Here is a 14148-nt window from a genome sequence, read left to right as displayed (position 1 = left end):
TTCATCTCTTGCTTGACGACATTTAAATATGTTACCAGCTTCTTCTCCCTTTTGCAAGTACTTTTTTCATTTTATTGATTTTTCCTTTGCTCAGGCTTCTTATTCAAGCTGTGCCGCATCTCTCGAAACGACTTTATTAATTTACCCTATTTCTGCTCTTCTTGCAAGTTTGCCCTTTCGTTCGCTTCACTTATGAAACGCGTGGTTTAGTTGTAACCACTTCTAAAATTGCGTCCCTCAATCGACAATCATTTTCTTAACACTAAAAGTTTAACGCAACTAATCGTTCGAAATTTGCTTAAAATTCACTTATTCTTCGTCAAAAATTTTTTATTTTTTTCAAAATAAACAAAAAAGTCCACGATCTTCTGATCGTGAACTTGTCTAAATACCATATCTGCGATGAATTTCGCGTTTTTGGTCTCTTTCTTTAATTGTCTGACGCTTGTCATATTCTTTTTTACCTTGACCTACGCCAATTAAAACTTTAGCAAAACCGTGCTTCAAATAAACCTTTAATGGAATAATTGCAATACCACGTTCGGCTTGTACTTTAGCTAATCGATTAATCTCCTTTTTGTGTAAAAGAAGTCGCCGACTTCTAAGTGGTTCGTGATTATATCGATTGCCTTGCTTATATTCACTAATATGCACGTTCTCCAAAAAAGCCGAGCCATTAATAATCTGCACGTAGCCATCGCGTAAATTGATACGACGGGCACGCACGGACTTAATTTCTGTCCCAGTTAAAGCAATACCAGCTTCATATGTTTCTTTAATGAAATAATCGTGGCGTGCTTTTTTATTCTGTGCAATTAAGTTTTCGTCTTTTTCTTTTTTCATTAAGGTCACTCCTTAATGTTTAAAATTTCTTTGGTTTCTTCTATTATTGCCACGTCCATGACTTCTACGGTCTCCGCGACTATTATAGTTACCACCACCACGGTGACCATGATCATTATGGAAACCTCTATTGCCACGACGACGGTTATTCATCCCTCTATCACGATGTTTTCTCTTAGGTGCATTAGGGTCATAAACTTCAAAGTCCAATTGATGCTGTTCAACGTTAGCATTAATAAGGGTAACCTTAATTGGCATCCCTATCTTGTATTGTTTATGCGTACCACGGCCCGTCAAAGTCAATGATTTCTCGTTAAAGCTGTAGAAGTCATCAGTTAAGTTAGAAATATGCACTAAGCCTTCAATGGTATTAGGCAGTTGAATAAACATCCCGAAACTAGTAACTGAAGATACTACGGCATCAAAGTGTTCTCCCACTTGATCTGCCATGTATTCTGTCATCTTCAAATCGTTTACTTCACGTTCAGTATCAATTGAACGTCTTTCTTGTGTAGAAGTTTGTTCCGCAACATCTGGCAAATATCCAGCAAAGTGTTTTTGAATGTCTTCACTAGTACCCTTTTCTTGGTACGCATGAATCATTCTGTGTACCATCAAGTCAGAGTATCTTCTAATTGGTGAAGTAAAGTGGGTGTAGTATTTAGCTGCAAGGCCAAAGTGTCCCAAAGCTTCTTCAGAGTATCTGGCCTGCTTTAAACTACGTAACATCATCATTTGCACAACTGCTTCTTCAGGTGTACCAGTTGTCTTAGATACTACTTTTTGCAAATCTAATGGCTTAACGTTCTCTGGGTCTGCATGAATATTTAAGCCAAATGCACTACAGAATTCAAAGAAGTTTCTAATTCTTTCAGAATCTGGAGTTTCGTGAACACGGTATAAGAATGGAACTTGCTTCTTGTAGAAATCTTCTGCGACAGTTTCATTTGCCATTAACATGAAGGACTCGATCATCTTTTCGGCTGTACCGCGTTCGTGAAGAACGATATCAGTTGGCTTGCCTTGATCATCCACAATAATCTTTGCTTCTGGTTCTTCAAAGTCAATCGCACCACGTGCATGACGTTGCTTGTATAAAATAGCATGCAAATCAGCCATTTCAATAAGCATTGGACGTAATTTGACGTATTTATCTTCCAAACCGTCCATGTCGCCCTTCAAGGTTTGGTTAACCTTGTTGTAAGTCATACGTCCATGTGAGCGCATTACAGCAGGATAAATCTTGTAGCCTACTCTCTTACCTTCAGGCGTAATTTCCATGTCACAAGATAAGACAAGACGGTCTACACCTTCATTTAAGGAACAGATACCATTTGAAAGTCTAAATGGCAACATTGGAATAACTCGATCAACCAAGTAAGTACTGTTGCCACGAGCAAAGGCTTCTTCATTCAAAGGAGTATTTTCAGTTACATAGTGAGATACATCCGCAATATGAACTCCTAAATGGTAGTTGCCGTTAGGAAGTTTCCATAAAACTACGGCATCGTCAAAGTCTTTTGAGTCATCCCCATCAATAGTTACGGCAGGTTGATCAGTAATATCTACTCTGCCTTTTTTCTCTTCTTCAGTAACATGGTCTGGAATTGCATTAGCTTGTGCCATTGCATCTTGAGGCCAATCAGTTCTGACATCATGAGCTGAAACAATTGACATAATATCAACGCCAGGATCATTTTTATTACCAATGATCTTGATAACAGCACCTGTCATTGATTCAGGATTATCTTTGTCAGGGTAGTCCTTAATTGATACCTTAACCATGTCGCCCATTTGTGGGATTAAACCATTTTCAGATAAGTAAACACGGTATTTATGTAACTTCTTGTTGTTACTAATAGCATAACCAATGAAATGACTGACTTTTCTTTGTTCATCAGTTAATGGGTGAAATTCACCAACTAAACTTTCAAGGCCACGTTCAAGAATTTCTTCGATTTGTCCTTCTGGGCCCTTACCATTCCATGGGTTGCCCCCAGCTGTAATCTTAACCTTTACTCGGTCGCCATCAACAGCGTATTTAGTATAGTCGGCGGCGATAAAGACATCATCGGCTTCTTCATCATCAAGTTTTACAAAGCCAAAGCCTTTATCATTAGCTCTAAAGTTTCCTTCAACGATGGTATTTTCTTGAGCTAATTTATATTGTCCTTTACCATCTGTAATAATCTTTTTTTCATGCTCTAAAAATGAGAGAGCTTTAATTAATTCAGTAAAATTACCTAATCTATCACGACGTGCTTCTCGTTCGATTTGATCTACACGAAATTGTTTTTGTGGATTATGGCGAAAAATTTCTAAAACACCGGCCAAAATTTTTTCGTTTTGTGCCATGTAATTAATCTCCGATCTTTATTTAATATAAAAAAAAGCCTCCCCATCATACTGATCGGGAGGTACAAAATTTATTTTGAAGACATGTAAGCTAGAATAATAGCAAAGACGAAAAAGAATACCAATAAAACTGAGGTTACTTTTTCCATAAATGCTTCAAAACCACGTTTTTTGGTTTGACCACTAAAAACGGCTCCGCCTGATAAGGCGTTCAATGCATCTTGTTGTTTTTGTGGCTGCATCATTGTTGCAATAACGATTAAAATTGAAACAATGATTAGTAGCGTCATAACTAAATTATACAATGCGCTGCCTCCAATACAAACATACGATTTACCTATCAATTTTATCACAAACTGCTATTTTTTGCAGTTATTTTTTTAACTCAGGAGCATCTGTCTTGAAATCTTTCTGAGTTGTCTTCTTATGATTCTTATACCAAAGAGAGGTCTTGCTTGGATCATCATATAGACGTTTTAATGACGGCTCCTTGTTATAATCATAATCTTTAGGTTTCACTTTAGTAAACCACTTAGGACGATAGAACCGCAACAAATTACCGTTAATCACACGATCAGACAGAGAAAGCTGTGTAGTAACCTGATTAGAAATCGAAGTAAGTTTAGTCTTCAACTTCTTATCGGGTTTTATCTTCTGTCCTGTCTTGGTGTCATAATAATTGCTGCCTACTTTAGAGTATTCTGGCGTAATAAAGTCACCATTTCTCTGTGCCACAATTTGAGGCGTATGCTTACTCAACAAATCATAGCCAAATTGAATAGTTCCCTTATCATTTACACCAAGCAAATTAAGCAGTGTTGGCAAAACATCAATTTCACCGCCATAAGTATGGTTAATGCCACCTTTAAGTCCCTTCATATGGAACATCAATGGGACTCTTTGGAATTGTAAATTATCAAAATCATTAAATGACTTCTTCTTAAGCAATTCAGCACTTGCTTTATGGTGGTTGCCTGAGATTCCGTAGTGGTCACCATAGAGAACAACCAAAGTGTTCTTATCAAGACCGGTCTTCTTCATCCACCGCATTAGTTCACCAATGGCTTGATCAAGATAGTGCGCTGTTTGAACATAACCATCAACGGTTTCATCCCCCGTGTTGGTTTTATCAATGGTCTGATTCTTCTTATCAAGTTGATATGGATAGTGGTTCGTTACCGTAATCATCTTCAAATAAAATGGTTGTGGCAAACGTTCAATATACTTGATTGATTGGTCAAAGAAGATCTTATCCTTTAAGCCATAGCCGATGTAATAGCTTGGCTTATTTTTATAAAAGGAAAGTGGCATAAAGTATTGGTAGCCAAATGACTTATAAGCATTATTTCTATTCCAAAATGATCCAGCACCACCATGCATTACAGCAGTAGTATAGCCTGCTTCTTGATGCAAAATTGCTGGGGCACTTTCAAAAGTATTGGAAGTACCATAAGTAGACATTGCAGAGCCTGATTGCAAACCATACAGTGAGTTCTCAAGCATCATTTCTGCATCGGAAGTCTTACCTTGACCTACTTGATTAAAGAAATTATCAAAACTAATAGTATCTTTTTGATGATAGATCTTATTCAAGTTAGGCGTTACTTCTTTACCCTTCCACTTATAGCCAATCAAAAATTGCTGGAAACTTTCTAGGTGAATGATTAAAACATTCTTTCCTTTAGCTACGCCAGTATATTCAGGATTTGGTTTAACATAATTGGCTTTCAAATAGTTTCTAACAGAGCGTAAGTCAGAAACATTAGCCTTAGCCATCTGCGCACTAGTCTGCGCTGTCTTATAGCCGTCATAAACGGCATATTCATTGATTCCCAAATATTTAACAATGTAGTTATTATCAAAAGTTCTTGTTAAAAGACCTGAACGATCCTTTTGAGCCATTAACAGATTTAATCCCATTAGACTAGCTGCTAAAAGTTCAATTAAAAGATTTACCTTAAGCTTCAAAGGACGAACGTCTATCTTGATAACTTTCGTAAGCAGCAATGCAATAACTATCGCGATATCAGCAAAGGCCAAGAAATCACTTGCTAAAGTTATCCCTGCAATACTTTTTCCTAAATTATCTGAAGTTGAACCTGATGTCTTAATGATTGAAAATGACAAAAAGTTTGAAAACTCTCGGTAATAAAGAATATTTGAAAAAAGCCATAGTGTCAGGATGAAATCAATTATCAAAACTATCCAATACGATTTCCGCCCTTTAAAGAACAATCCGATTCCTAAAAGGAGCATCCCTGAAGGAATAGGATTAATTAAGAGCAAAAATTGCTGCATTGGACCAACTGCACCTAAATTAAACTTGGTCAAATAAATAAAGTATGTTTTCAGCCAAAATAAAACTAAAACAATCGTAAAAAATCCAAGTTTGGTTTGCGTTAGCCATTTAAAAAAAGACTTGATACGTTCCATTGCTCTCTCCTCTCGTTACGGTATTTTATCTTACTACGGATTTGAGCAAGACTTATTTCTTTTAATAAAAATTAATTACTTTCTGTACTTTTTATCTTTTTCGGCTTAAAAATCCAACCGAAAATTCCTAAAATCATACCGAAAAAGTAAGTTGCAAAACGCCAAACAAACATTGCAAGAATTAAAGCACCATGCGATGAAACAAAAGTAGAAAACAATGTTTGGAAACTATATTCCGCTCCACCTGAAGCACCAGGAATTGGAATAATTGCCATAAACATAATAATCATAATATTCATCTGCGTGACGCTGCTCCATGAACATGGAACATTCAATGCTGTCAGCACCATAAACGGGATCGAGTAAAAGAACAATAACTGTAAAACAGTTAAAATGGACGAAATTATTAGTTTATTCTTTTCTTTTTTGAGTTTTTGACTTTCTGCATAAAACGTATCGATTTTTTCTAAAGTAGCTGTACGCCATTTTTCAACACGTTCCTTTTTCATAAATTTGCCTAATAAATCCATCACCCAATTAGTTGCTCTTTTGGTAAAACGGTAGGCAAACATAATCGCGAGTAAGAAAATGATCGAACTAATATGAATTAAAAAGCCAATCGCTATAAATACAGCTAGGCCGGCAAACTTAGTCATTACTGTATGGAAGCCAAAAATAATCGTAAAGACGTAGGCGAAGAACACAACTATCTGATAAATGATAAATTTCATTAACAAGATAGATGTTGAACGTCCACCTTCCATGCCCATTTGGATCATTGCAGCAAGTTGCGAAGGTTGGCCCCCTGTCGACATTGGCGTAATCGCATTAAATAAAGCTTGAATAATAGGAATACGCAAAAAAGACCAGGCCGATCGTTTAGGCTCATCTTTACGATGGGCCAAAGTTGCCAATATTCCAGCTTCACAAACATAGGATAAAAGCATTAGACCGAACACCATTATCAATGCCCAAATATTGAGGCCATGAGCTGCTCCCAATATCTCTGATAATGGCGTAGATTTTAAGTCCGTATATAGAACAAAGGCACTGATTGCCAAAACAATCAGAACGCCCCATAAATGTTTTTTATTCATTAGTGAATTTGCCCTAATTCTTTTCCTAATTTGTATTGCTCATGATAAAACTCATTCCAAATTTTAGCTAATCGTTCCTCAGAATATTCTTGACTAGCTTTATTGGACAATTCACTATACTTCTTTAATAATTGTGGATCTTTTACAGCTTTCTGCAAAACTTGATTCATTTCGCCGAAGTCTTTACCGCTCATATAATATCCGTCAATAATTGCCTTATACAAATCAAGGTCACGCAGCAAAACTGGCGTACCACAGCTAAATGCTTCTAAGACAGACATTGGGAACAATTCATCATATGATGGTAAGACAAACAAGTCAGCAATGTTCAGGTAATTAACCAACTTAGCACGATCAACTAGTCCGGCAAAAGTTAAGTTCTTAGGTGGATTGTCGACCATCTGCTTGTAGTGATCATATCCATCCGTAATTTTGCCAAATGAAAAGCCACCAGCCCAAATAAATTGCACATCAGGATTAGCTTCAGCCATTTTAACAAAATCATCAATACCCTTACGTTCTTGAACTTGTCCGTCGCCAAACACAACGAATTTATCAAGTGGAATACCTAGTTCATGACGAAAAGCATTTTTACTTGCAAGTGATTCTTCGTAAAACTCTTCCTTAGAAACAAAATTAGGAATGTATTTTACCTTGTCACGATCAATGCCATAATCAACCAATTTATCAATAAAAATTGGATTAACTACAACGATTTGATCCATTCGTTGATAAAAATCAATTACGTAATTATAAAAGACCTTTTTAGCAACACCAGGTAACTTAATAGAACCTTCAAGCGTATCAGGTAAAAAGTGTACATAGCCTATTTTTCTACCACGAGCTGGTGAAAAGCTGTTGGCATAGTAAGTTGGATTAATTGTATGGTAGTGGGTCAAATCACTATTACCATATTTATTAATCGTTACATAAAATTCATCTACTAAATGCGTTCTCAGCAATTTGATTAATTCATTATAAGCAGAGCCAACACCCTGACCCTTAACTGAATCTGCTTGCGAGAACATATTAATTCTAATCATCTACATCCTCTTTTTATAAATCTTCGTGCTTAGGCTGATAATTATCAATTGCATATTGATAAAAATTATATACATCTGTAGCAAATTGATCAGAGGAAATTTTTTGCAATTTATTTTGTAAAACTTCCTGAGGAATTTTTCTGCGCCCTTTTTTAAGCAATTCAATAATTTCTTCTAGCATTTCTTTTTGAGTAGTGAAGGTACGACCGAAAATTTCTTTATCAAAAATATTCTCTGTGTAATCAGTATCATAAACTACACATGGAGTACCAGCAGCTAATGCTTCAATATAAGTAAGCCCTTGAGTTTCTGTATCACTGGCCGAAACAAAAAGATCTGCCATGCGGTAATAGTTGCCGACATCGCCGTGTTCAACGTTCCCGGCAAAAATCACATAATCTTCCAAAGTTAAACGTTCTACTTGATCTTTTAGAACATCAACATCTGGTCCATCACCAGCAATCATAAATTTAACATTTGGAAATTCTTCAATAATATCGGGCATCACATTTAAAATATGATTTATTTTCTTTTCAGCTGCAATTCTACTCAATGTCAAGATTACTGGCACATCCTTAGCAATGCCTAAATCTTTTCGCACATCACGTTTTGCGTCGCAATTTATTCCCTGAATATCTACGCCAGTAGGAATAACTCTAATAGGAATTTGTACGCCATAACGGTGCAACAAATCTTCTACTCGACCACTAGGGGCGATACAGCCATCCATATTTTTCAAATAGCTTTTTACAAATTGTTTAACATGGTATGGACGAAGTAAGTGACCATTAAGAATGTAGTGCAAGTAATCTTCATACATTGTGTGGTATGTATGAATAGCGGGAATATCTAATTGGTGAGCTACATATTTTCCAATACTTCCCAAGGCAAATTCGGTTTGTGTATGAACAATATCCAAATTTACTTCTTTAGCAACCTTTGTAGCTTCGAACAACCCTCTAAAGGCTATTCTTCTATCGGTAAACGAAACAAACGGTATGCTGCTAAAACGAAAGACATTTGGCTCCACTGTCCCTTTTTTTACATTTGGATCTGTTGTGGTAAAAATAAATACATTATGCCCCTGTCTTTCCAAGGCGTCTTTTAACGTCTTTATTGAAGTAGCCACGCCACTTATCTGGGGAAAATATGTATCGGTATAAAGACCAATATTCATTTAAATACCTCCATATTTAGCATTATAAAGATTACTCAAACTATGTGCAATTTTAAATACTAAATTAATAACATATCTTAACAAAAAAAAGCGATCCAACTTAATGGATCGCTTATAAAAGATAGCGGTGATCGGGGTCGAACCGATACGTCCGTAATGGACACCAGATTTTGAGTCTGACGCGTCTGCCAATTCCGCCACACCGCCATAATATTAATTTTTAAATAATCAACTTATTCGGTTGATAAGGCGGAGGTCGGACTCGAACCGACGATTAAGGTTTTGCAGACCTCTGCCTTACCACTTGGCTACACCGCCATAAGTTATAAAATTATTTAGAATTGGGATAGCTGGATTCGAACCAGCGCATGTTAGAGTCAAAGTCTAATGCCTTACCACTTGGCTATATCCCAATACTAGGGCGGAATGTGGGATTCGAACCCACGCATGCCGGATCCACAAACCGGTGTGTTAACCCCTTCACCAATTCCGCCATGAAGGTAAACAGGGATAGTAGGAATTGAACCCACATCAGCGGTTTTGGAGACCGATGTACTACCATTATACGATATCCCTATTATGGAGGAGGGTGGATTCGAACCGCCGAACTCAGAGAGAGCGGTTTTACAGACCGCCGCGTTTAGCCACTTCGCTACTCCTCCAGCTTGATGGCGCGGGACGGAATCGAACCGCCGACACAAGGAGCTTCAATCCTTTGCTCTACCAACTGAGCTACCGAGCCATCTTACGGTCCATGTGGGATTTGAACCCACGATCTCCTCCGTGACAGGGAGGCGAGATAAACCGCTGCTCCAATGGACCAAATTGCGGGAGCTGGATTTGAACCAACGACCTTCGGGTTATGAGCCCGACGAGCTACCAGACTGCTCCATCCCGCGATAATATTAAGGAGGATGTGGGATTTGAACCCACGCGCGGCATAACCGCCTAACGGTTTTCAAAACCGTCCCCTTAAGCCACTTGGGTAATCCTCCATTAGCTTAATGCCAAAATATATTAAACTGGCAAATGACCCGTACGGGATTTGAACCCATGTTACGGCCGTGAAAGGGCCGTGTCTTAACCACTTGACCAACGGGTCATGTCTCCTAATCAAGAGCACCTAATTATAATACCGAATCAAGTCTTAAAAGTCAAGTGCTTTTTTAACTTTCTTTCAAAACTCAATTGCTTAGGCGATCTCTCAATCACAACGTATTTAATATTAATAGATATGCAGCTGAAATGCAAGTACTTTTTTTATTTTTTTGCAAAAAAGTGCAAATACGCTGTAATAGAGACATTATGCTGATGTTTTAACATTCTAATACTTAATCTTCGTCAGCATATAATACGTATTAATATCGACCGGAGTCGTTAACTTTAAGTTCATCGAAACAACTTTAACTGTTTTAGCATTATTTTTCTTATCTACTCTCTTCATTGCTTTTTCTCTAAAAGAGTCAACTTGAGGCTGACAAGTACCAAGATAGATAAAACTTTTACCGTCATCATCTGATTTTTTCACAAATAAATGAAAAGTAATTTCTTTATCCTTAAAATTTTGAATCTCTTTGCTTTCTAAATTCCGTGGGTATTTTGAATACATGTTAATAATAGACTGATTTATAAATTGATCTTGGTATGCCAAAGTTTGAGCATCGGGCTTTTTATTGTAAGTTATAAAAATAGCACAATTTTTCTTGTCATAATCAAACTTGTAACCACCAATATTTTGCCCAGGAACGATCTTCTCCCAATTTAACAGACGATTAGCATCCATTCGAGTATATCTTTCATCAATAGTAAAAATTTTTTCAGAATCGTATTTCTTAGAACGAAGTAAACCAGTTCTAATTGCATCCCTAAAAAGTAGATAAAAATTCTGATTTATTAGTTCTTCTCTTATCTTCTTATTCAAAGAATATTTTTTATTTTTATGTTCAACGATGCTTTCACCGCCATAAGTTTCTTTATTAGGCAAAGATTTTCTAACAAAATACGATAACGACAATATTGCATCAACTGATTTAAGAATATCATCGGAAATTAGACAATGATTTTTCCTTAAATTATCCAAATATTGCTTCTCTTTTATTTCTTTTTGACTTAATAGCTCATTTAACAGCAGAAGTTCATGCTCTCGTTTACCGTTTGCTAAAACTACAGTCAAAAATTCTAATATTTTATCTTGAAAATCTGATACTTGGTATGCACTCTCGCCCATTTCTTGCAAAAAATGACTATAATTTTTATACTTTTCAGCAATAATCTCACAGTCAATCGATTCTTTTTGCAAATCATACATTAATGGTATTCTACCGAACTTCCGCTTTTCATTCGTATATTCCTCACGCAATTTGCGCTTTAGAGTTAAATTTGAATGATTAATCGATTTATAAATTTGCTCCTTAGCCACATTTGTAAAATTAATCAACGATACACCATAAATCGGTTCTAGATCTAATTTATCCCGAACTCGATCACGATTGTGCGATTTATCTCCCGTTAAAGCTACAGGAATCAAATAATTATTGTCATAATCACCTACAAAATCTATTACAGTTAGATAATCCTTTCCCTTATACTTTCTAAGTCCACGCCCTAATTGCTGCACAAAAACAATACTTGACTGGGTATTTCTTAACAGAACGATTTGATTAATACATGGAATATCTACACCTTCGTTGAATACATCAACAGTAATGAGATATTTAACTTGGCCTTTTTCCAATCTCTTAACTGCTTTTTCTCGTTTACTGATTGAATCAGTTCCTGATATTGCAAGCGATGGACAATCCTTTTTCGTTAATTTCTCTGCTAAAATTTCTGCTTCTTTTTTGCGACTACAAAAAATTAGACCATGTAAAATTCGCCCAGAGTACCCATAATAATCTGTCTGTTGCAAAATATAATTTACTCGCTCATCACTTACTAATCGATTCAAGCTAGAAGCACCATTTATCAATTCATTTTGATAAATATAATCTTCAACACCGTAATAGTGAAAAGGACATAGCATATCTTGATCTAAAGCGTTTTGCAGACGTATTTCATAAGCAATATTGTAGTTAAAAAGCTTATAAATATTAAAATCATCAGTTCTTTCAGGTGTAGCAGTCATTCCTAAACAAAATTTAGGTCGAAAGTATTTAAAAATTTTTAATTCCTGAGCTGCTCCTAAATGATGTGCCTCATCAAACAAAATATAATCAAAGGCATCTTTAGCAAATTTCTTTAAATTTTCATCTTTAGCTAGAGTCTGAACCGTCGCAAAAACATACTTAGAATTTAAACCTTCTTGGTGGTTTCCACTGTAAATACCATAATCAGAATAATTGCCGCCAATAACATTGTAAAAACTCTGCTTAGACTTCTGTAAAATTTGTTCACGATGAACTACATATAAGAATCTTTTCGGCTTAAATGTTCTAACATCAAAAGCACCGAGATATGTTTTCCCTGTTCCAGTTGCAGAAATTATTAATGCTGTATTTTCACCACTTTGCCTGAGACTTTGAATTTCGCCCAATGCTTCCTTCTGCATTTTATTAGGCTGTATTTTATTCGAATGCTTATTTTCTGCTATTTCAGATTCAACTAAATTATTTTGATCGTAATGTTTTTGATACTGTGAAAGCCATTGTTCTGTTAAAGGAGTTGCCTTACGCCATTCAGCTTCAATTTGTAGATTAATTTGTTCAGTAATTTCTGCATTATCAAGTGAATTAACATTCAAATTCCATTCATAATTACTAATTAACGCACCCGAAGTTAAATTAGAACTACCGATAATCGCTGAACGATAGCCTTCATGTTCAAACAAGTAACCCTTTGCATGAAAAGGCAGTTTTTTATTAGTTTTTGGATCTCTTTCATTGAAAATTCTAGTTTCAATATTAGGAACCTTCATCAAACTTCTAAAGGCTTCTGGCTCATTAAAATAAAGATACGTGGATGTTAAGACCCGTCCATGAATTCCACGTTTTGCTAAGTCAGATAAAACAGTCAAAAAGGAAGTAAAACCTTCCTGCGTTACAAATGCAACCGCAAAGGTAAAAGATTTGCAAGTTGCTAATTCCATCTTTAAAACTCGATAAACGTTATCATTTTGACCATGATTTAGAATAAGCCGAGCAGATAAATTTCCGGTACTTAGAAACTTATCTTTATCAATATAATTATTTAAAACTGTTTTCGTTAAATCATTTTCTAAATCCATCAGAAATTAATATCCTTAAAACTTGTTTTAGCTAATTCTTTAACCAATGGAGCATCGGCAGGAGCCCATTTTAAATTTGCAACTTGATCAGCTGATAGCCATTCAACTTTACTATGAGCAACGAGATCAAAATTATGAGTTAACAATTTAGCAAAGAAGACCGTTAATTCAACTATGCCAAAATCGTACTCATAACTTACTGTTTCGCCAAGCTGTGGTCCAATTTTAACTTCATCATGGAATTCTTCCTCAAGCTCACGTTTAGCTGCTTCTTGAGGTGTCTCACCCTTTTCTATCTTTCCACCAGGGAATTCCCACATACCACCTACTAAACGGTCTGCGTTGCGTTTCCCTGCTAAAACTTTATTGTACTTTTGATCTATAATTGCCACTCCTGCAACTCTGATAATCTTCTTTGCCATTTTATTTCTCCTAAGTTTTTTATTTTATTGTACACTAGCTAACCTTGAGTGAATAAAATGCCTAAATAAAAAAAGATCTAACTCAGATACAAAGTATCATTGTTAGATCATCATACTTTCTTTATTTTAAGCAACCAAAAAGAGCTCAATCACTGAGCTCTTATATTACGGAGACTGAGAGATTCGAACCCTCGCACCGGAATAACCCGATCTACACCCTTAGCAGGGGCGCCTCTTCAGCCACTTGAGTAAGTCTCCAATGGGCCTAAATGGACTTGAACCATCGACCTCACGCTTATCAGGCGTGCGCTCTAAACCAGCTGAGCTATAGGCCCATGAAAGCGGGTAACGAGAATCGGACTCGCGACTAAAGCTTGGAAGGCTTTCGTTTTACCACTAAACTATACCCGCACCTGATATAAAAAATGAATGGCGCGGGACGGAATCGAACCGCCGACACAAGGAGCTTCAATCCTTTGCTCTACCAACTGAGCTACCGAGCCATCTTACGGTCCATGTGGGATTTGAACCCACGATCTCCTCCGTGACAGGGAGG

9 protein-coding genes and 15 tRNA genes are annotated in these 14148 nt (G+C 36.4%); all 24 read right to left on the bottom strand.

Going from position 1 to position 14148, the window contains the following annotated elements; all coding sequences use genetic code 11:
• Positions 1 to 384: 384 nt before the first annotated feature.
• A complete protein-coding gene (gene smpB, locus BN1206_RS01960; RefSeq protein WP_013437274.1) occupies positions 385 to 843 on the bottom strand; it encodes an SsrA-binding protein SmpB in 459 nt (152 codons plus the stop codon).
• 12 nt (positions 844 to 855) lie between these two features.
• Positions 856 to 3198, bottom strand: a complete 2343-nt coding sequence (gene rnr, locus BN1206_RS01955; RefSeq protein ID WP_013437273.1) for a ribonuclease R — start codon at positions 3196 to 3198, stop codon at positions 856 to 858.
• Between the two features lie 71 nt (positions 3199 to 3269).
• Positions 3270 to 3503, bottom strand: a complete 234-nt coding sequence (gene secG / locus BN1206_RS01950) for a preprotein translocase subunit SecG (protein ID WP_013437272.1) — start codon at positions 3501 to 3503, stop codon at positions 3270 to 3272.
• 67 nt (positions 3504 to 3570) lie between these two features.
• Complete coding sequence (locus BN1206_RS01945) at positions 3571 to 5631, bottom strand: LTA synthase family protein (RefSeq protein WP_013437271.1); 2061 nt, start codon at positions 5629 to 5631, stop codon at positions 3571 to 3573.
• Between the two features lie 71 nt (positions 5632 to 5702).
• On the bottom strand, positions 5703 to 6728 hold the full coding sequence (locus BN1206_RS01940; RefSeq protein WP_014565586.1) for a lysylphosphatidylglycerol synthase transmembrane domain-containing protein: 1026 nt from the start codon (positions 6726 to 6728) through the stop codon (positions 5703 to 5705).
• Positions 6728 to 7771, bottom strand: coding sequence for a glycosyltransferase family 4 protein (locus tag BN1206_RS01935; RefSeq protein ID WP_052542807.1), 1044 nt, complete (start codon positions 7769 to 7771; stop codon positions 6728 to 6730). Before BN1206_RS01935 ends, BN1206_RS01940 begins: the two co-directional genes overlap by 1 nt.
• 13 nt (positions 7772 to 7784) lie before the next feature.
• Complete coding sequence (locus BN1206_RS01930; RefSeq protein WP_052542805.1) at positions 7785 to 8948, bottom strand: glycosyltransferase family 4 protein; 1164 nt, start codon at positions 8946 to 8948, stop codon at positions 7785 to 7787.
• A 122-nt stretch (positions 8949 to 9070) separates the two neighbouring features.
• Positions 9071 to 9155, bottom strand: a tRNA-Leu gene (locus BN1206_RS01925).
• Between the two features lie 40 nt (positions 9156 to 9195).
• Positions 9196 to 9266, bottom strand: a tRNA-Cys gene (locus BN1206_RS01920).
• 23 nt (positions 9267 to 9289) lie between these two features.
• Positions 9290 to 9361: transfer RNA gene (locus tag BN1206_RS01915), tRNA-Gln, on the bottom strand.
• Between the two features lie 7 nt (positions 9362 to 9368).
• Positions 9369 to 9441, bottom strand: a tRNA-His gene (locus tag BN1206_RS01910).
• Between the two features lie 12 nt (positions 9442 to 9453).
• Positions 9454 to 9524: transfer RNA gene (locus BN1206_RS01905), tRNA-Trp, on the bottom strand.
• 4 nt (positions 9525 to 9528) lie between these two features.
• Positions 9529 to 9610 (bottom strand) — tRNA-Tyr (locus tag BN1206_RS01900).
• Between the two features lie 7 nt (positions 9611 to 9617).
• Positions 9618 to 9690: transfer RNA gene (locus tag BN1206_RS01895), tRNA-Phe, on the bottom strand.
• 6 nt (positions 9691 to 9696) lie between these two features.
• Positions 9697 to 9770, bottom strand: a tRNA-Asp gene (locus tag BN1206_RS01890).
• A 3-nt stretch (positions 9771 to 9773) separates the two neighbouring features.
• A tRNA-Met gene (locus BN1206_RS01885) sits at positions 9774 to 9847 on the bottom strand.
• Positions 9848 to 9856: 9 nt separating this feature from the next.
• Positions 9857 to 9943 (bottom strand) — tRNA-Ser (locus tag BN1206_RS01880).
• A 35-nt stretch (positions 9944 to 9978) separates the two neighbouring features.
• Positions 9979 to 10050, bottom strand: a tRNA-Glu gene (locus tag BN1206_RS01875).
• Positions 10051 to 10272: 222 nt separating this feature from the next.
• On the bottom strand, positions 10273 to 13170 hold the full coding sequence (locus BN1206_RS01870) for a DEAD/DEAH box helicase (RefSeq protein ID WP_052542803.1): 2898 nt from the start codon (positions 13168 to 13170) through the stop codon (positions 10273 to 10275).
• Positions 13170 to 13592: a (deoxy)nucleoside triphosphate pyrophosphohydrolase gene (locus BN1206_RS01865; RefSeq protein WP_013641550.1), complete on the bottom strand. Its 423-nt coding sequence runs from the start codon at positions 13590 to 13592 to the stop codon at positions 13170 to 13172. The genes BN1206_RS01870 and BN1206_RS01865 overlap by 1 nt, the downstream gene beginning before the upstream one ends.
• Before the next feature lie 168 nt (positions 13593 to 13760).
• A tRNA-Ser gene (locus BN1206_RS01860) sits at positions 13761 to 13850 on the bottom strand.
• A gap of 2 nt (positions 13851 to 13852) precedes the next feature.
• Positions 13853 to 13927, bottom strand: a tRNA-Ile gene (locus BN1206_RS01855).
• 5 nt (positions 13928 to 13932) lie between these two features.
• A tRNA-Gly gene (locus BN1206_RS01850) sits at positions 13933 to 14003 on the bottom strand.
• 19 nt (positions 14004 to 14022) lie between these two features.
• Positions 14023 to 14095, bottom strand: a tRNA-Phe gene (locus BN1206_RS01845).
• Positions 14096 to 14148: the final 53 nt, after the last annotated feature.

The organism is Lactobacillus sp. OTU4228 (genome assembly GCF_001006945.1).
GTDB classification, from domain to species: Bacteria; Bacillota; Bacilli; order Lactobacillales; family Lactobacillaceae; genus Lactobacillus; species Lactobacillus amylovorus.
This window is presented reverse-complemented; position numbering and strand designations above follow the sequence as displayed.

What these genes read in the sequence shown, in the direction of transcription:
- BN1206_RS01935 (WP_052542807.1), bottom strand. Translation starts at nt 7,771, where the DNA reads ATGATTAGAATTAATATGTTCTCGCAAGCAGATTCAGTTAAGGGTCAG.
- smpB (WP_013437274.1), bottom strand. Translation starts at nt 843, where the DNA reads ATGAAAAAAGAAAAAGACGAAAACTTAATTGCACAGAATAAAAAAGCA.
- BN1206_RS01870 (WP_052542803.1), bottom strand. Translation starts at nt 13,170, where the DNA reads ATGGATTTAGAAAATGATTTAACGAAAACAGTTTTAAATAATTATATT.
- BN1206_RS01940 (WP_014565586.1), bottom strand. Translation starts at nt 6,728, where the DNA reads ATGAATAAAAAACATTTATGGGGCGTTCTGATTGTTTTGGCAATCAGT.
- rnr (WP_013437273.1), bottom strand. Translation starts at nt 3,198, where the DNA reads ATGGCACAAAACGAAAAAATTTTGGCCGGTGTTTTAGAAATTTTTCGC.
- BN1206_RS01945 (WP_013437271.1), bottom strand. Translation starts at nt 5,631, where the DNA reads ATGGAACGTATCAAGTCTTTTTTTAAATGGCTAACGCAAACCAAACTT.
- BN1206_RS01930 (WP_052542805.1), bottom strand. Translation starts at nt 8,948, where the DNA reads ATGAATATTGGTCTTTATACCGATACATATTTTCCCCAGATAAGTGGC.
- BN1206_RS01865 (WP_013641550.1), bottom strand. Translation starts at nt 13,592, where the DNA reads ATGGCAAAGAAGATTATCAGAGTTGCAGGAGTGGCAATTATAGATCAA.